Source organism: Paraburkholderia rhynchosiae, from assembly GCF_002879865.1.
GTDB classification, from domain to species: Bacteria; Pseudomonadota; Gammaproteobacteria; order Burkholderiales; family Burkholderiaceae; genus Paraburkholderia; species Paraburkholderia rhynchosiae.
Map to the genome: position 1 here is coordinate 18,422 of NZ_PNXY01000002.1, position 17,319 is coordinate 35,740.

A 17,319-nucleotide genomic window follows, 5' to 3' on the forward strand; every position below is an offset into this window, starting at 1 on the left:
GACCATCGTGCATCTCCTGTCCTTCGCAATCCGCCTCGTCGCGCTGTGCGCACTGCTGTGGCTGGCACTCATTGACGTGCGCACGCGGCGCCTGCCGAGCAGGACGGTCCTTATGGTAGGGGCACTCTTTTTTCTGGATGCGCTGATCTTACGCACGTCCATCGGTGACATTGGTATGCATGTGGCGATCGCACTTTGCGCGCTTGTCGGTTGCGTCGCGATGTTCGCCGCGAAAATAATCGGCGGCGGCGATGCGAAGCTGGCCTCCGTCATCTTCCTCTGGGCCGGGCCTGGTCTCTCGTGGCCGGCCTTAGCCCTGATTTCCATAATTGGAACATTCGTGTCGCTGGTCAGTCTTGCGACGCGACACATGAATTCAGACCAGCGCTCGCGCCCGATGCGGGCGCTGGCGATGTTCTCGGCAGCGCGCGGCGTGCCTTACGGCGTCGCGCTTGCGCTTGGCGGCGGTTCGGTGATCGTGCTGCCCGCATTGCTGCCCTTGTTTTCGACGCGATAGGACGGCGTCCCTATGTCCAACATCATCAAAATCGGTTTCCTGATTGTCGGGGCCTTTCTCATTGCGCTGGTCGTGCGGGTGGTTGTCGCGGGGGCGTCGCGGCATTCCACGCCGGTTGTCAATACTGAGAAGGTGCGCGTCAGTGCAGCCGAACTTCCCCAAGGGCTGTTGCTGCGCGACGAAGATATCAAGTGGAAAGACGTGCCCGTCGAAAAAGTCCCAACCGGCGCCGTCGTCTCCGGCGTGCCGGGCGAGCTCGAACTGAAGGGCGCACTGCTGCGTCATCCGGTCGCGACCGGCACCGTCATCGTGGCCGATGACGTCATCCTGCCAAGCGCTCCGGGGTTTCTCGCCGCAACACTGAAACCGGAGATGCGCGCGGTGTCGGTCGCCGTCGACGACGTGTCCGGCAATGCAGGCCTGATCCAGCCGGGGGACTACGTGGATCTGCTGCTCACGCAACAGTTGGACCGCAAGACCGACTCTCCGGAGCTTGCGGTGTCGAGCGAAACCGTCGTCGAGCACGTTCGCGTGCTGGCCTCCGGCTCCGAAATCAGCCGCCCGAAAGATGGCAATGCTCCCGATACGCACGAGCGTATCCGCACCGTCACGCTGGAAGTCACGCCGCACACGGGGGAAGTCGTAGCGGTTGCCGCACGCCTGGGCAGTCTGTCGCTGGCGTTGCGCAGTTTTGCGACGGTGTCGCGCGATCCCTTCGCGCTTTCATCGGCACCTGTTTCCGCCTCCGCTCCCGGTGATCTGCAACGCGCACCCGTCTGGGCCGGCGACATCTCACGTGCACTGCGCGATCTGCCGAAGTCGCGCCCGGTGGCCGGCGGTGCCCGCAGCGCGCTGGCGCCATCGCACGCGGTACGGTCGGTGACCGTGTACAGGGGATCCAGGGAATCTGTCCTGACATCGAGCGTCGCGCAGGCGGCCGGTGCCGCCGGTGACGGCATGCCACCGGCGCCAACCGCCGCCACGCCCCGGTGAGGCCGTGCCAACGGCTGGACGCCACAGTCATTCGCCAGGATAGAAAGTCATGAAAATGCAGTTCAGTTTGCGCATTTGCAAAGCAGCAAGACTTAGCGCGTTCACCGTATGTAGTGCAATGCTCGGCCTCGCGGCGCCGGCAAACGCGGTTCAACCGCACGTCACGAATGCAGCCGCGGCAGCCGCTGCCCAAGGCACGCTCGCAATCGATGCCGGCAAGGGCACGCTCGTGCGTCTCAATGAAGACGCCAGTTCAGTATTCGTCGCGGACCCAGCGATTGCTGACGTGCACGTACCGTCGCCGCGAGCAGTCTTCGTGCTCGGGAAGAAGGCCGGTACCACGACGCTTTACGTGCTCGGCCCCAACAACAAAACACTGGTTCAGCGCACCGTCGTGGTGGCCCGCGACATGGATGCGCTGCGCAGCATGGTTGCCACGCGCTTTCCAAACATGAACGTGCAGCTGGGCGCGGGCAACGGTTCGCTGCAGGTGTCCGGCCAGGCGACCAGTTCCCTCGATGCCGACGCTGTCGTGCAATCGCTCACGCCCTATCTGGCGGATAAAGAAGTGCTGGTCAACCGCATGACGATCGACCGGCCACTACAGGTGCAGTTGCGCGTACGGATCACGGAAGTCGACCGTAACGTCACTCAGCAACTCGGGATCAACTGGCAGGCACTAGGCAATGCAGCGGGCAACTTCTTCGGCGGCATATACAGCGGCCGCCCGATCTACAACCTCACCCAGGCCGGTAATCCGGTGAATCTGGCGGCGAACAACGCCTATTCGCTGTTCGGCCAGTTCAAGACCAGCAAGACGGATATCCAGGTGCTCGTCGATGCGTTGAACCAGGAAGGCCTCATCACCGTGCTCGCGGAACCCAGTCTCGTGGCACTGTCCGGACAAACGGCGAGCTTTCTCGCGGGGGGCGAATTCCCGATTCCGGTGTCGCAGATCAATGGCGTGATTACCGTGGAATTCAAGCAGTTCGGCGTCAAGCTCGACTTCACGCCGACGGTGCTGAGCGATCGCCGCATCAGCCTCAAGGTACGCCCGGAAGTCAGCCAGATCGATCCGACAGTGACGATCACGACCGGGGGCGTCTCCGTGCCGGGGCTGAGCGTGCGCCGCGCGGATACGACCGTCGAACTCGCGAGCGGGCAAAGCTTTGCGATTGGTGGCCTGCTCCAAAGCAATACCACCGACATCATTTCGCAGGTGCCGGGCATCGGCTCCATTCCGATTCTGGGCAAGCTGTTCTCGTCGTCCAATTACCAGAACAACAAGACCGAACTGGTGATCATGGTGACGCCGTATCTCGTCGAGCCAACCGATGCGAGCAAGCTGCGCACGCCGCTCGAATCGCTTGTTTCGCCGAGCAACGATGTGGAGTACAGCTTCAGACATCACCAAGGCAGTGCGCCTTCGCAGGCTGGAGCCCCGCGTCTCGTCGGCGCGGCCGGATATGTCTACTGAGTCGAACGCCATGAACCCGATTCGCATTCTCACGCTCGTTCTCGTCTGCCTGCTGGCGGCACCCATGAGCGGATGTTTCAAGCCGCCGCGCGGAATGCCTGACGAGTCGGTGATCGGCTTCGACGGCAAAAACGCCGTGCCGCCCGACTGCACCCAACTCGCCCGCCGCTCGTTGCTGACCGACGCAGGTCTGCGCCGACCGGCCATGCAGTGGGGCTGTGCGACCTACACCAATCTGGCGGCCCAGGTCGCCAATCCGCAAGACCTTGTCGCGCCCAGATCGCTTGCTCCCGCCGATGCCGCGGTGGCGGCGAGCGCGGTGCGCCGCTACGAGGCCGGACAACTGATACCACTCGACACCGAAACCTCGACCTCGCGCCGCTCCAAGTGATGCATTCAACTTTCACCGAAGAAACGCCATGAGCACGACAGAGTTCAGCCACTCAAAAAAGGCCGGCGTACGAACCGCGGACTTCATGGCGTTTGTCGCTGACCGCAATACCGAACAGACTCTGAAGAGCTTCGTGCTCGAACAGGCGATGCCGCACACGCACATCGCCATTGGCGGCATTGACGACGCCATCGCGCACCTGTCCAGGATCGAACGCTCGCCGCTGTTTCTGCTGGTCGATCTGCATGGATCGACCATGCCGCTGTCCGATCTTGCCCGCCTGTCGGAAGTATGCGAGCCGTCGGTTCAGGTGGTGGTGCTCGGCGAACGCAACGACGTCGGACTGTTCCGCAGCCTGCTGAAGATCGGCGTGCGCGACTACCTCGTCAAGCCGCTGACTGTCGAGTTGCTCAAGCGGACCATCGATGTTTCAGAGCGCAAGATCAGTCCGGTGATGCTCGCGCGGGTGGGCAAGACAATCGCCTTCGCCGGGACGCGCGGAGGCGTGGGAGTCACGACCCTCGCACTGAACCTGGCGCGTCATCTCGCAGAGGAAACGCATCGCCGGGTGGCCTACGTGGACCTCGACCTGTATGGCGGCGCCGCGAACAGCATGCTGGGCATGCAGAGCAACAACGGCCTGATCGATGTGCTTCAGAATGTGCACAGGCTTGATCCGCAGTATGTGGAGCGCACGCTGCTCACCCATGGCACCCGGCTCTTCATGCTGTCGGCCGAAATAGAGCGGGGAACCGAAAGCCCGTTCAAACCGGGTGCGCTTCGGCGTGTTCTGGAACTGCTCTGCGACAGTTTCCATTACGTGATGCTCGACACCGGAAGTCCGTCCGCGCCGCTCGCGGCCGAAGCCTTCGACCACGCGTCGCGCGTGTATCTGGTGACCGACCGCTCTGTGCATTCGACGCGCCAAAGCATTCGCCTGCTGCGCTACATCGAAGACCGCGACAGCAACCCGCAGACCTCGCTGATATTGAACAACCCAAACGCGGCGGGCACCGGCAAGGTACAGACGTCCGACTTCGTATCGGCCGTCGGGCGCAACGTGCTGCACGAGGTGCAGTTCGAACCGAAGGCGCTGTCGATTGCAGAAAACCTCGGTGAGGCTCCGAAAGAAAAGGCCCCGAACGGATTCAACCACTCCATCATGCGGATTTCGAACGACCTTACAGGGCAGCATGAGATGGCCGAACCGTCGCTTCTGCGAAAGCTCATATTCCGGAGAGGCTGATGTTCGGGCAAAAGCAGGTCAGATACGTGGAGACGGTGTCCGACGCCGGCGCCGAGGAAGCGGTGCGCGAACCGCTGGGCTCGGTTGAGCCGGTCACGCCTGCTCCGGCGTCGGTGTCGGCCGACGGACACAGGTCCACGCCGGAGGGCAATGCGCCGTTGGTGCGCTCGGACCTGTTCAGAATCATTCGCAATGGCGTATTCGATTCAATGAACGCGTCGGCTGCGGTCGGCAAGACGCGCGAGCAGATGAAGCCCGGCGTGGAACAACTGGTGCTGGGGATTGCCGAGCGCGAACGGCTGAACATCACGATGGCCGAGCAGGGGCAGATCGTCGGCGAACTGCTCAACGACATGTTCGGGCTCGGGCCGATCGAACCGCTGCTCGCGGATGAGACGGTCACGGACGTACTCGTCAACGGACCCGATCAGGTGTACGTGGAGCGTCACGGCCGGCTCGAACTGACGCCTTACAAGTTCCGCGACAACACCCACGTGGTCAACGTCGCGCAGCGGATCGCCGCTGGCGTAGGCCGGCGCGTGGATGAAAGCAGCCCGATGGTCGACGCCCGGCTCGCCGACGGCAGCCGCGTCAACGTCGTTCTGCCGCCGCTCGCCATTCACGGCGCGACCATTTCCATCCGCAAGTTTTCAAAACGCGATATCACGCTTCATCGCATGGCGCAGCAGGGCAATATGTCGCCGGCTATGGCGAGCGTGCTCAAGCTTGCGAGCACCTGTCGCCTCAACATTATCGTGTCAGGCGGCACGGGCTCCGGCAAGACCACCTTGCTGAATGCACTGTCGCATTTCATTGGGCTGGGCGAGCGCACCATCACGATCGAAGATGCGGCTGAACTCCAACTCGTGCAGCCGCACGTCGTCAGCCTCGAAACGCGGCCCGAGAACGCGGAGGGGCTTGGCGGCGTCGCGCAGCGCGACCTCGTGCGCAATGCACTGCGGATGCGGCCGGACCGGATCATCCTCGGCGAAATCCGCGGTGCCGAGGCGTTCGATGTATTGCAAGCGATGAACACGGGCCACGACGGCTCAATGACCACGATCCACGCGAATACGCCGCGCGACGGGATTACACGGCTCGAGAGCATGGTGATGATGGCGAACGGCAACCTGCCGCTGATGTCGATTCGCCGGCAGATTGCGAGCGCGGTTCACCTGATCGTGCAGATCGAGCGGATGCGCGACGGCATGCGCCGCGTGACGCGCATCACCGAACTCGTGGGCATGGAAGGTGATGTCATCATCACGCAGGACCTGTTCAGCTTCCGGTACGACGCGAGTGCCTATAACGACGAGGTCAAGGGCGTGTATGACTGCGCGTTGGTCAGGCCGGCTTTCTCGGAACGCGCCGCCTATTACGGGCTGGAGGAGGCGTTGCTGGAGGCGATGAAATCATGAGTCGCATCGACCTGTTCACGCTTTGCGCGTTCGTCGTCGTGCTACTGGGCGGGCTGATGGTCATCATATTGCTGGACATGCGGAGCCAGCAGCCGCATGCGAGGATCAGGACGCGCATGCGGCAGTCGTTCCTCATCAGAGCTGAGCGGACAAAAGACAATGCGGAGTCCCACGCGACGTTGTTTACGGTCAGCCGGCGCGATAACGCAATCAGCCGCTGGTTCCAGCCGAGGATTTCGCGTCTTAGAACCGTCGCAGCCGCCAACGGACTGCGTGTCGTCGTTGCGGCAGCGGTCGTCGGAGCACTCATTGCGCTGGCCATGACGCGCTTCATGCCGCTTCCCGCCTTCTCGAAACCGCTGCTGATCATGGGGCTGCCCGTGTTTGCCCTCGTACGGGCCTATGGCTTTCTGGTCGAACGCTTTCGCAAGCGCTTTCTGGACGGCTTCCCCGATCTGATTGACATGATCGTGCGCGCGGTTCGCGCAGGTGTGCCGGTCACGCATGTGATCGGCACGGCAGGCGAGGAGTGTCCCGAGCCGATAAAGAGCGAATTCAAGCTGATGAGCGACTCGCTTCGCGTTGGACGCGATCTGGAAGAAGTGCTTGCGGTGGCGATGCGGCGCATCGAGATCGCTGATTTTTCGTTCTTCTGCGTGTGTCTGCTGTTGCAGCGCGAAACGGGCGGACAGCTCGGCGAAACACTGGAAAATTTGTCCGGCATCGTGCGAACCCGGCGGGAGGTCCGTCAGAAGGCCAGGGCGCTGACCGCCGAGGCACGCATCACGACCAAGATTCTCGCGGCTATTCCGGTCGTCGTCATGCTGTGCCTGTACGCGCTGAATCGCAGCTACGTCATGGTGCTATTTGACCGGCCGGCGGGTCACAAGCTGTTGACCTTCAGTGTGATTTCAATCGTTATCGGCATCGCCGTGATCAGCAAGATGGCCAAACTGGATACTTCGCGATGAGCCCGTCGAATATCGAAGCCCTGATCAACCTGCTGATGCTGCTGGCGCTGTTTGCCGGTCTGGCGATCTGGTGGGCGACGCAACGTGGCGGCAGGCGTGGCAGGATCGCCGAGCGGGCTCGCGAGGCCGCGCTCGATCACCGTGCGCAAGCGTCGCCCGAAGATGGGGTTGAAGACAGCGGCGTTCGCAGCCGCACCTTGCGGCGTCTTGCGAAGCTAGGCGACCGGATTCCGCTGTTCGACGCAAAGTACCGCCTCAAGCTTCAGAGGGATATGATCCGCAGCGGATACCGCAACAGCCTGGCTGTCTCCATTCTTCTCGCAGTCAAGTTCTGCACGGGTCTTGTATGCGCCGCAGTGACGGTCATGCTGGGTTCGCACATTCCCGTGATTGGCGCATACCCGCTGATTCGCGGCATGGCAATGATGGGCGCATTCGTGATCGGCATGATCATTCCCGAATACGTGGTTGCGTTTCGCGCAGCGCGCCGGCGCAATGCGATGGCCGGGTGCCTGCCCGACGCGCTCGATCTGCTTGTGATTTGCACGAACGCAGGAAACAGCTTGCCTGTCAGCATCCGGCGGGTCGCCGAAGAACTGGCGACGATCTGCCCGCCACTTTCGAAGGAATTTTCGCTGACTGCCGACGAACTGAAACTCTCAGGCGACAGCATTCGGGCCTTGCAGGGGCTCGCGGAACGAGTCGATCTGCCGTCGGTCCGTGCACTAATTTCGACGCTTACCCAGTCCATGCGTTACGGCACGCCGATCACCCACGCGCTGCGCATCCTCTCGCGCACCGAACGGGTGGCGCATATCGTGTCCCTCGAAGAAAAAGCAGCCAAGCTCGCACCCAAAATTGTGCTTCCGATGATGCTGTTCATTCTTCCCGCAATCGTGGCAATTGCAGGCGGGCCAGCGGTTATTCAACTCCTTCAATTTATTGCTGCCCGATGAAAACATCTGAACTGCAACGCACTGAAACTTCCCCGGCCGCCCGCCAACGAGCCGTTCGCGTTGGACGAAGCCTGTGCCCGACGGTGCTATGCGCCGCGCTGCTGGTGGCGAGCGCGGCGTGCACGACGACGAGCCGACAGGTAGCCGACATGCAGCCCGTTACCCGGAATTCGTCGCCCAGCAGCATGAGCGAACTGCGCATTGCCGAAGCCGCTCTCGACGCGGGAAATGTCGAACTGGCGACCTCGCTCTTCGACAAGGTCGTGCAGGCCGATCCGAAGTCCGTTCCCGGCTTGACTGGTCTCGGCAACACCCTTTATGCGGTCGGCGACTTCACGCGGGCGCGGGTTTACTACCAGCGGGCAAGCAGCCTGGAGCCGAACGCCGCGGCGCCGCTGATCGGCATTGCACGTGTGGCGATTCATCAGCGCCGTTTCGACGACGCCATCTCGACATATCACGGCGTGCTCGCAAGGACGCCTGACGATCCGATGGCATTGGCAGGTCTCGGTGCCGCGCTCGACATGAAGGGCGACCATGCCGGTGCGCAGGCGGTGTTGCGGCAGGCGCTCAAGGCCAATCCGGGTGATCCACTGCTGAGCGTGAATCTCGGTTTATCGCTGGTGCTCGGCGGTGATGCGCGCGAGGGTGCCAACGTATTGCTGGACGTGACGCGCTTTCCCGGTGCGCCGCCCCAGGCACGCCAGGATCTGGCGCTCGCCTACGGACTGCTTGGCAACGCCGAGGCGGCGGCGGAGATCCTCGCGAAAGATTTGCCCAAGGCGTCGGTCCAGGACAATCTCCGCTTCTACGAAATCCAGCGAGCGCGAATGGCGCAGCCGGGCGGAAGTGCGGGTGCGAACGGTGCTGCAACGTCGGCGCCGACTATGGAGGCGGCAAGCTTGCGATAACTGTCCCAAAGCTCCTTTACGACATCCTGTTGCGGCCCAACACCGCAAACCGCTCCAGATGATGGTCCTCATCCCCGAACTGATGATCGATCATCACGAGGCGTTTCGCATAGTGGGCGAGCGGCAGTTCCCACGTCATGCCAATCCCGCCGTGCAACTGAATGCACTCCTGCGCGACCAATGCACCGACCCTCCCAATGCTGTACTTCGCCGCGGAAATCGCACGCTCCCGAACGTTGCGCTCGGCACCGAGCGCCGCCGCGGCATTGATCACCGCTGAGCGCGCCTGCTCGATCTCCAGCAGCATATCGGCCATTCTGTGCTGCAGCGCCTGAAAACTGCCGATCGCCACGCCGAACTGCTTGCGGGTGCGCAAATATTCGAGCGTGTAGTCTTTCGCGACGTCCATCGCGCCGACCGCTTCCGAGCACAGCGCGAGCACGCCGCATGCAATGGCGTATTCGAGCGTCGCGAAACCGGCGCCCGCCACACCGAGCAGCGCGTCGTCGCGCAGTGTGACGTTGACGAATGTGACCTCGGCCGCGCGCCCGCCGTCGATCTTCGGATAGCCGCGCACGTTCACGCCCGCCGCGTCGCGAGGCACGAGAAAAAGCGTCACGCCTTCCTCCGGGTCGTCGTCGCCGTTCGTGCGCGCCGATACCAGGAAGAGGGTAGCGTTCTCGCCGTGCTGAACCACCGCTTTGGCGCCGTTCAATAGCCACGCGTTGCCGTCGTGTTGCGCGCGCGCCGTCACGCGGGCCAGTTCATAGTGACCGTCCGGCTCGCCATGCGCGAGCGCGGCGACGCGCGAGCCGTCGATCAAGTCGCCCAGCAGGGCTCGCTGCGCTTCATTGCCGCTTCGCGCAATCGCCTGGCCGACAATCAGCGTATCGAGGAACGGCTCGACCACGAGCCCGCGGCCGAGGCTTTCGAACACCACCGCGATATCGAAACCGCCGCCGCTGAAGCCGCCATTCGCTTCATCGAACAAGGCGCCGATAATACCTAGCTCTGCGAAACGATTCCATAACTCACTGCTGAAGCCTTGAGACGAACGCGCGATACGGTCGCGCGTTTCGAAGCCGTACTGCTCGCTGATAAAACGGTTGAGCGTATCCGCGAGCATGCGGCGATCTTCGGTGTGCTGGAAGTCCATGACGTGCGCCTCTTACAGTCCGAGGATCATTCTGGAAATGATGTTCTTCTGGATTTCATTCGAGCCGCCGAAAATCGACAGCTTGCGATTGTTGAAATAGAGCGAAGCCGCGCTCGCCGCTTCCTCGGGGCCAACGGGCGCGCCTTGATAATCGTCGTGCAGCGCTTCTTCGATGAACGGCTGCGCATACGGTCCCATCGCGCGGCGCGTGAGCGACGAGATCTCCTGGCGAATCTCCGTGCCGCGAATCTTCAGCATCGAACTTTCGGCGCCGGGCACGCCTCCGCCCGCCACTGCGGCGATCACGCGCAGGTTCGTGGTTTTCATGTTCTCCAGATCGATTTCGACGCGCGCCATGCGCGCCGCGAACAACGGATCTTCCGCAAGCGGCCGGCCATTGCGCCGCTGTGTCGCCGCGATCTGGCGCAGCCGATTGAACGCGGCCACGGAGAAGCCGACGCCCGCGATATTCGTGCGCTCATACGTGAGCAGATACTTGGCGTAAGTCCAGCCCTTGTTTTCTTCGCCGACCAGATTGCCGGCCGGCACGCGCACGTCGGTGAAAAACACTTCGTTGACTTCGTGCTCGCCGTCGAGCGTGATGATCGGCCGCACTTCGACGCCCGGCGTTTTCATGTCGATCAGCAGGAAGCTGATGCCTTCCTGCTTGCGCACGTTGGTCGCCGTGCGCACGAGGCAGAAGATCATGTTCGCGTAGTGGGCGAGCGTGGTCCAGGTCTTCTGGCCGTTGACGATGTAATGCTCGCCGTTGGCGTCGACACCACGCACCGCGGTGGTTTTCACGGAGGCCAGATCGGAACCCGCGCCAGGTTCCGAATAACCCTGGCACCACCAATCCGAACCGTCGAGAATACGCGGCAGCCAGTGACGTTTTTGCGCTTCGCTGCCGTATCTGATCAGCACGGGACCCAGCATATTCACGCCGAACGGCGCCACGCGCGGTGCGCCGGCCAGCGCACATTCGTTTTCGAAGATGAACTTCTGCACCGCGTTCCAGCCAGGTCCGCCGTACTCTTTCGGCCAATGATGGGCGAGCCAGCCGCGTTCGTTGAGGATCGCGTGCCACCCGGCCATGTCGTCGCGCGTAAGGCGCCGGCCGTTATGCACCTTGTCGGCGAGGCGCTGCGGAAGCTTGTCGCGCAGAAACGCGAGCACCTCGGCGCGGAAGGCGTCTTCTTCGGGTGTGAAGTTCAGGTCCATGGCGCTTGTCTCGTGGATGTTCAACGGTGGCGTCGAGCAATAAGCCGCGTCACACGGTTTGATTGAGGCTCGCAAAATCCGCGCCGCGCTCGACCAGTTCGATCAGCAGCGGCGACGCTTGCCAGAACAACGGGTCTTCTTTTGCGAACTCGCGGATGTCGGCGAGAATGCGCGGCAGGCCGACCATGTCCGCATATTTCATCGGACCGCCCCGATACCGCGGAAAGCCATAGCCGTACAGAAACGTCACGTCGACGTCGAGCGGCCGCAGCGCGATCCGTTCATGCACGACGTTCGCGCCCTCGTTGATCATGGCGGCCATGTAGCGGCGGATGATTTCATCATCGGTGAAACTGCGCGGGGTCATGCCGGCGCGTGCGCGCTCGGCGTCGATGATCGCCTCCACTTCCGGATCCGGTTGGCCGCTGCGCGATCCTTCGGGATACAGATAAAATCCGCGGCCTGTTTTCTGGCCGAACCAGCCGCGCTCGCACAGGCGGTCCGCGATCTCGACGTAACGTGCCGCCGGATTGCGCGTGGCGGCGCGCCGTTTGCGCGCAGCCCAGCCGATGTCACCGCCCGCAAGATCCACCACCTGGAACGGTCCCATCGGAAAGCCGAACGCGCGCACGGCAGCGTCGATCTGATAGGGCGACGCACCGTCTTCCATCATCGCGTCGGCGGCGCCGCGATACACGGCGAGCACACGGTTGCCGATGAATCCATCGCACACGCCCGCGCGTACCGGCGTCTTGCGCAGCTTCTTCGCAAGTTCGAATGCGGTGGCGACCACGTCGGCGCTGACCTCTTTCGGCACGACCACTTCGAGCAGCTTCATGATGTTGGCCGGCGAGAAGAAGTGCAGACCGATCACATCGGCAGGGCGCGAAATGCTGGCCGCAATTGCGTCGATATCCAGATACGACGTATTGGTTGCAAGCACGGCGCCTCGCTTGCAGACGCGATCGAGGTCGGCAAACACGGCGTGCTTCACCGACAGGTCCTCAAACACGGCCTCGACCACGAGATCCGCGTCGGCAAGTGCATTGTATGAAGTGCTGCCGCGCCAGTGCGTCATGAGCTGCGCTTTCTTTTCCGCGCTCATGCGGCCCTTGGAGATGAGACCGTCGTAGACCTTCTCGATGTGCGCGCGGCCCCTTGCGAGCGATGCCTCGTCGCGCTCGATCATCGTCACGGGCAGGCCCGCATCGAGCACCGCGACGGCGATGCCCGCACCCATCGTGCCGCCGCCAACCACGCCGATTGCATTCAGCGTGCGCGGTTTTGCGTCGCGCGTCTCGGGCGCTTTCAGCACTTCGCGCTCCGCAAAGAACGCATGAATCAACCCCGCCCGCTGCGGACTGTCGATGCATTGCAGAAAGAGTTGGCGCTCGACGCGCAAGCCATCGTCGAAAGGCTGCGTAATCGCGGCCTCGATTGCATCGACGATCTTCAATGGCGAGAAGAGGCCGCGCGACTTGTTCGTGGTCTCGGCGCGCGCCGCGGCGACTGCCGCGAGGCTCGCGGCGCGATCGTTCAGCGCGGTGGCGTGGCGCGTGCGGCGCACCGGTGCCTGGTTGGCGAGCAGTTCGTGCACATAGGCCAAGCCTTCCGCGAGGATGTCGCCGCTGCTGCCGAGCCTGTCGACGAGCCCCAACGCGAGCGCTTCCTTCGCGCTCGCATGGAGGCCGCTCAGGATCAGGTCGAGCGCCGCCTGAGCGCCGGTCAGGCGCGGCGTGCGCTGCGTGCCGCCCGCGCCGGGCAGCAGCCCGAGTTGGACTTCGGGCAAGCCGAGCTTGGCACCCTCGACGGCAATGCGGTAATGCGCCGCGAGCGCCACTTCAAGACCGCCGCCGAGCGCCGCGCCGTGAATCGCCGCGATCACCGGCTTCGTGCAGGCCTCGATGCGGTTGCAGACGTCTGGCAGCGATGGCGGCACTGGCGGCTTGCCGAACTCGCGAATATCTGCCCCGGCGATGAAGTTGCGGCCCGCGCCGACAATCAGCACGGCTTCGACTGAGCGCTCGGCATCGGCGGCTTCGATTGCGGCGAGGAGCCCACGCCGGACATCGGCGGAAAGCGCGTTGACGGGCGCGTGGTCGATCGTCACGAGCAGGACCTTGCCGCGCAATTCGCGCGTCACGACGTCGGCTGAAGTGGTGAGGGTCATGGTGATGTCGTCTCCTGGCTGATTGTCTGGGCGCTTCGGCGGCATGCCGGGTCGTGCGAGTTCTCCTGATTGTCGAGCGGTCAAGGTTTATTGACAATCCCATGAACCGTTGACAGACTGTCAAAACAACTTTGACAAAGGGCGCGGCTGTGGACGTCAATTCGCTGACTTTGCTGGTGGAGATTCTCGATGCGGGCAACCTCAGCGAAGCCGCGCGGCGGCTGAAAATGAGCCGCGCGAACGTGAGCTACCACCTGAATCAGTTGGAACGCTCGATCGGCTTGCAACTCGTCAGGCGCACCACGCGCCGCGTCGAACCCACCGAGATCGGTCTGCAGTTATACGAGCATGGCCGCGCGATCCAGAATGCGCTGCTGGCCGCGCGCGAGTCGGTAACGACACTTGGGCAAAGCCTGCAGGGGCGAGTGCGCCTGAGCGTGCCGAGCGGTTATGGCCAACTTGTCATGTCCGAGTGGCTGATCGCGTTCAAACGTCTCTATCCGGGCATTGTGCTCGACGTGCTGTTCGAGAATCGCGTCGAAGACCTGATGCGCGACGAAGTGGACATCGCCGTGCGGGTCATGTCCGAGCCGCCGCAAAATCTCGTCGCGCGCGACATGGGGCCCGTCAAATGGGTGGCGTGTGCTTCGCGAGCGTTCGCGGAAAGCCACGGCATGCCGGTACGACTCGACGATCTGCGCACCGCGCCGTTGATCACGGCGGCGGTCGTGGGCCGGCAATTGCGCGTCGCCGCCTACCTGCGCGACGAGCGGCACGAGGTGCTGCTCGAACCGACCATCATCTCCGAGAACTTTCTGTTCCTGCGGCAAGCGGTGCTTGCGGGACTGGGCGTGGGCATCATTCCGGACTATGTCGTGCACGACGATATGAAACGCGGCGATGTGCTGACCGCGCTCGACGAATGGCGCCTGAGCATCTTTGGCACCAACATGTACATGCTTTACATGCCGAACCGGCATCACACGCGCGCGGCGTCGACCTTCATCGACTTCATGCTGGAGCAGGCGCGCGCAAGCGGACGAGGCAGCGCCATTTAAGCTCGCGCGTCTCCAGCCGAAGACAGCCCCGTCACGCTGCTGTCGCGAGCATGCTGTGAAAAAACAGAGCATCAGGCGCCATCGGCAGCACGTTAACACGTCAGGGGAGACCAGAATGAAGTGGACGATCGGAACAATTGGAACAATCGGGGCAGTCTCATTTCGCGTTTTGCTCGTGAGCGCCGGGTTCGCGCTGCTGATCGCGCGCTCGCCTACCGAGCAAGCCATTCGTCTTGCAGGCTATGCGGCGACTGCCGCGTTCGCGGCGCTGATCAGTTTTGAGATTCCGCGGCGCAACAGTCGCGCGCGGAGAAGCAAACGCGCGGTATAAGCGGCGTTAATCGAGGCTCTCGCGATGTGCCAGGGGTCGCATGCTACGATGCTCCGCTCATTCGCAGCACGCCGGAGATTGAGATGCGTCCAGAGAATGCCGCCCGTTTCGATGAAGAGTTCGCGCCTCGCATTGCCGAGGCCATCGCCGCATACTTCGCTACGACCGTGCATACGGAAGTGCTGCCGTATGGCGGTCCTGGACATCCGACACGCCTGCGGATCCACGCGGCGCCTATCGAGCACATCGGCCACTACGCGCATCCGTTGAATCTGTATCTGACGTGGGACAGCGACGAGATCGAAAGACTGATGAAGGAAGACGGTCAGGCGCGCTTCGCCCGGTATCTGGCCGCGCTGCCTCGCAAGCTCGCCGCGTGGCATCACGCGCGCGAACTCGACTTTCTTTCGCATACGCAGGCCGAGCCGGTTGCGTTGATCGGCGGGCTCGACTTCGAGTCGTAGCCCGCGCCTCAGGGTTCGCAGTATCGCCTAGTCCAGCTTGAATTGCGTGACCGCGCTCGCGAGACTCACCGCTTGCGATTGCAATGCGGCCGCCGCTGCAGTCGATTGTTCGACCAGCGCGGCATTCTGCTGGACCATTTCATCGAGTTGATTGACTGCACGGTTCACTTCCTGAATGCCGCGTGTCTGCTCATTCGCGGCTTGCGTGATTTCCGAAATGATCGTTGTCACGTTGGCGACGTTGCTGACGATCTCCGTCATCGTTTCACCGGCCTGGCGCACCTGACCCGAGCCTGAACTCACACTCGCGACGGTGGCTTCGATCAGCGCCTTGATTTCCTTCGCGGCTTGGGCGCTGCGTTGCGCGAGGCTACGCACTTCACCGGCCACGACCGCGAAGCCGCGTCCCTGTTCGCCGGCGCGCGCCGCTTCCACTGCAGCGTTCAACGCGAGAATGTTGGTCTGGAAAGCAATGCCGTCGATCACGCCAATGATGTCCGAAATTTTCACCGACGCGCGTTCGATCTCGCCCATCGTCGTGATGACTTCGGAGATGACGACACCGCCGCGCGAAGCCACCTGCGATGCAGACACGGCAGTCGTGTCGGCCTGCTTCGCGGCGCTCGCCGATTGGGTGACGGTAGAAGTGATCTGTTCCATCGAGGCAGCGGTCTCCTGAAGGCTCGCCGCAGCCGATTCAGTGCGGCCCGACAAATCGACGTTACCTGCCGCGATTTCATTGGCGGCCACGCGCACCGATTCACTCGCATCGCGGATCTGGCGCATCACGTGGCTGAGTTTGTCGATGAACGTGTTGAACGAACGCGCGATCTGGGCGACTTCGTCGTTGCCGGCGGCGGGCAGGCGTTGCGTCAGATCGCCTTCGCCAGAACCGATGTCGTCCATCGCGTCGCGTACTTTCGACAGGCGCCGGAACGAAACAGCGGTGACTGCCGCTACGATCGCCGCCGCAATGCCGGCGATCACGATCAACGCGATGACGGACGCGGTCAGCAGCGAGCGCATGCCGGCGGTCGCTTCCGCTTTGTCGAGCGCGACGACCACGTACCAGTCGGTGCCAGGAATTGCCTGCGCGCGCAACAGCTTGGCGCTGCCGCTCACGTCCATCTGCAACGGACGTTCCGCACGAAAGAGCTCTGCGAGCTTGTCGCCCGTGAGGCCGGGTGCAACATCAGACACCGGTTTCAACGTGAGCTTCGCATCGGGATGCGCGACGATATTGCCGCTCGCGTCGATCAGCATGCCGAAGCTTGCGGGCGTCGGATGAATCGACTTCACGTTCGCGATCACGCTGTCCATGGCGACGTCGCCGGACACCACGCCTTTGACCGTGCCATCGCGCACCACAGGGGCGGCGAACGCGACCACCAGCTTGCCCGTGCCGACATCGACATAAGGCGGCGTCGCCACCGGTTTGCCCGCTGCCGCGGCCTGCTTGTACCAGGGGCGCCCGGTCGGATCGTAGTCGGCGGGAATGCCATTGGGATCGGAAAACTTTGCGGTCTTGTCCGCGTAGCCGACATACACGTTCGTGAACTTGCCAGCCGCGGCGATCTGCTTGAGCGCCGGCGATGGGTCCGCTTGCAACACCGCGTCCTGCAGCGAATTGATCATCTGGCTGTTGGCGGCGACCCAGTCGCTGATACCTGCCGCATGACCGCTTTCAACGGCCGTCAGGTTGCTGTCGATGGCATCCGCGTTATACGAATTCGCGACCAGATAGTTGAGGATCGCATTGGTTGCGAGCGCAACCACGACGATAGCGACGCACAGCGCGATGATCCGTGCGCGAATGGAGGAGAACATGGTGGAGTCTTTCGGGTGAGCAGTGAGTCGTAGTCGGTGAGGCGGGCGCCTCATACGCGTATACGGCTCGCGGATAGCAAGACTTGAGCGCGCGCGGGTCAGTGTTTACGCGCAGTGCTTCGCGGGCGGGGATTCACTGTGCAATACGCCTGACGATTAAGTCGCTCAAAATGAGCGAGTTCGATCCGCGGCATAAAAAAAGGCCGCTGCTT

The 17,319-nt window shown here is 62.8% G+C and carries 16 protein-coding genes; 11 read left to right on the forward strand and 5 right to left on the reverse strand.

Annotated features, from left to right (window positions below; genetic code table 11):
* Positions 1–70 precede the first annotated feature (70 nt).
* The 4 genes from C0Z16_RS02445 to C0Z16_RS02460 all read left to right on the forward strand — a co-directional run bounded on the left by C0Z16_RS02445 (position 71) and on the right by C0Z16_RS02460 (position 3,378).
* The gene (locus tag C0Z16_RS02445; RefSeq protein WP_407070649.1) at positions 71–517 is read left to right on the forward strand and encodes an A24 family peptidase; all 447 of its coding nucleotides are present in this window, start codon (positions 71–73) and stop codon (positions 515–517) included.
* 12 nt (positions 518–529) lie between these two features.
* The gene (gene cpaB / locus C0Z16_RS02450) at positions 530–1,510 is read left to right on the forward strand and encodes a Flp pilus assembly protein CpaB (RefSeq protein ID WP_102630657.1); all 981 of its coding nucleotides are present in this window, start codon (positions 530–532) and stop codon (positions 1,508–1,510) included.
* A 118-nt stretch (positions 1,511–1,628) separates the two neighbouring features.
* Positions 1,629–2,987: a type II and III secretion system protein family protein gene (locus C0Z16_RS02455; RefSeq protein WP_102630977.1), complete on the forward strand. Its 1,359-nt coding sequence runs from the start codon at positions 1,629–1,631 to the stop codon at positions 2,985–2,987.
* 10 nt (positions 2,988–2,997) lie between these two features.
* A complete protein-coding gene (locus tag C0Z16_RS02460) occupies positions 2,998–3,378 on the forward strand; it encodes a CpaD family pilus assembly lipoprotein (RefSeq protein ID WP_102630658.1) in 381 nt (126 codons plus the stop codon).
* A 52-nt stretch (positions 3,379–3,430) separates the two neighbouring features.
* Here C0Z16_RS02460 and C0Z16_RS38550 read toward each other — a convergent pair whose 3' ends face one another.
* Positions 3,431–3,625, reverse strand: coding sequence for a hypothetical protein (locus tag C0Z16_RS38550; protein ID WP_244201137.1), 195 nt, complete (start codon positions 3,623–3,625; stop codon positions 3,431–3,433).
* A 9-nt stretch (positions 3,626–3,634) separates the two neighbouring features.
* Here C0Z16_RS38550 and C0Z16_RS02465 point away from each other — a divergent pair, with 9 nt between their 5' ends.
* The 5 genes from C0Z16_RS02465 to C0Z16_RS02485 all read left to right on the forward strand — a co-directional run bounded on the left by C0Z16_RS02465 (position 3,635) and on the right by C0Z16_RS02485 (position 8,880).
* The gene (locus tag C0Z16_RS02465) at positions 3,635–4,624 is read left to right on the forward strand and encodes an AAA family ATPase (RefSeq protein WP_244201138.1); all 990 of its coding nucleotides are present in this window, start codon (positions 3,635–3,637) and stop codon (positions 4,622–4,624) included.
* Positions 4,624–6,042 (forward strand): CpaF family protein, encoded by a 1,419-nt coding sequence (locus C0Z16_RS02470; protein ID WP_102630660.1) that lies wholly within the window; start codon positions 4,624–4,626, stop codon positions 6,040–6,042. Before C0Z16_RS02465 ends, C0Z16_RS02470 begins: the two co-directional genes overlap by 1 nt.
* Positions 6,039–7,013 carry a type II secretion system F family protein gene (locus tag C0Z16_RS02475; protein ID WP_102630661.1) on the forward strand — a complete coding sequence of 325 codons (975 nt, stop codon included), beginning with the start codon at positions 6,039–6,041 and terminating at the stop codon, positions 7,011–7,013. Before C0Z16_RS02470 ends, C0Z16_RS02475 begins: the two co-directional genes overlap by 4 nt.
* The gene (locus C0Z16_RS02480) at positions 7,010–7,969 is read left to right on the forward strand and encodes a type II secretion system F family protein (protein ID WP_102630662.1); all 960 of its coding nucleotides are present in this window, start codon (positions 7,010–7,012) and stop codon (positions 7,967–7,969) included. The genes C0Z16_RS02475 and C0Z16_RS02480 overlap by 4 nt, the downstream gene beginning before the upstream one ends.
* 149 nt (positions 7,970–8,118) lie before the next feature.
* Positions 8,119–8,880, forward strand: a complete 762-nt coding sequence (locus tag C0Z16_RS02485) for a tetratricopeptide repeat protein (RefSeq protein ID WP_244201139.1) — start codon at positions 8,119–8,121, stop codon at positions 8,878–8,880.
* 16 nt (positions 8,881–8,896) lie between these two features.
* On the opposite strand, the gene C0Z16_RS02490 is transcribed toward C0Z16_RS02485, so the two are convergent.
* From C0Z16_RS02490 to C0Z16_RS02500, 3 genes are read right to left on the reverse strand one after another with little or no spacing between them, the layout of a single operon-like run.
* Complete coding sequence (locus C0Z16_RS02490; RefSeq protein WP_102630664.1) at positions 8,897–10,036, reverse strand: acyl-CoA dehydrogenase family protein; 1,140 nt, start codon at positions 10,034–10,036, stop codon at positions 8,897–8,899.
* Positions 10,037–10,048: 12 nt separating this feature from the next.
* Positions 10,049–11,257, reverse strand: a complete 1,209-nt coding sequence (locus C0Z16_RS02495; RefSeq protein ID WP_102630665.1) for an acyl-CoA dehydrogenase family protein — start codon at positions 11,255–11,257, stop codon at positions 10,049–10,051.
* Positions 11,258–11,306: 49 nt separating this feature from the next.
* A complete protein-coding gene (locus C0Z16_RS02500) occupies positions 11,307–13,427 on the reverse strand; it encodes a 3-hydroxyacyl-CoA dehydrogenase NAD-binding domain-containing protein (RefSeq protein ID WP_102630978.1) in 2,121 nt (706 codons plus the stop codon).
* A 149-nt stretch (positions 13,428–13,576) separates the two neighbouring features.
* Here C0Z16_RS02500 and C0Z16_RS02505 point away from each other — a divergent pair, with 149 nt between their 5' ends.
* Together C0Z16_RS02505 and C0Z16_RS02515 are read left to right on the forward strand one after the other, a co-directional pair.
* On the forward strand, positions 13,577–14,485 hold the full coding sequence (locus C0Z16_RS02505; protein WP_102630979.1) for a LysR family transcriptional regulator: 909 nt from the start codon (positions 13,577–13,579) through the stop codon (positions 14,483–14,485).
* A gap of 414 nt (positions 14,486–14,899) precedes the next feature.
* Positions 14,900–15,280, forward strand: a complete 381-nt coding sequence (locus tag C0Z16_RS02515; protein WP_102630667.1) for a DUF5594 family protein — start codon at positions 14,900–14,902, stop codon at positions 15,278–15,280.
* Between the two features lie 27 nt (positions 15,281–15,307).
* Here the strand turns inward: C0Z16_RS02515 and C0Z16_RS02520 are convergent, their stop codons facing one another.
* Positions 15,308–17,107, reverse strand: a complete 1,800-nt coding sequence (locus C0Z16_RS02520) for a methyl-accepting chemotaxis protein (protein ID WP_102630668.1) — start codon at positions 17,105–17,107, stop codon at positions 15,308–15,310.
* Positions 17,108–17,319: the final 212 nt, after the last annotated feature.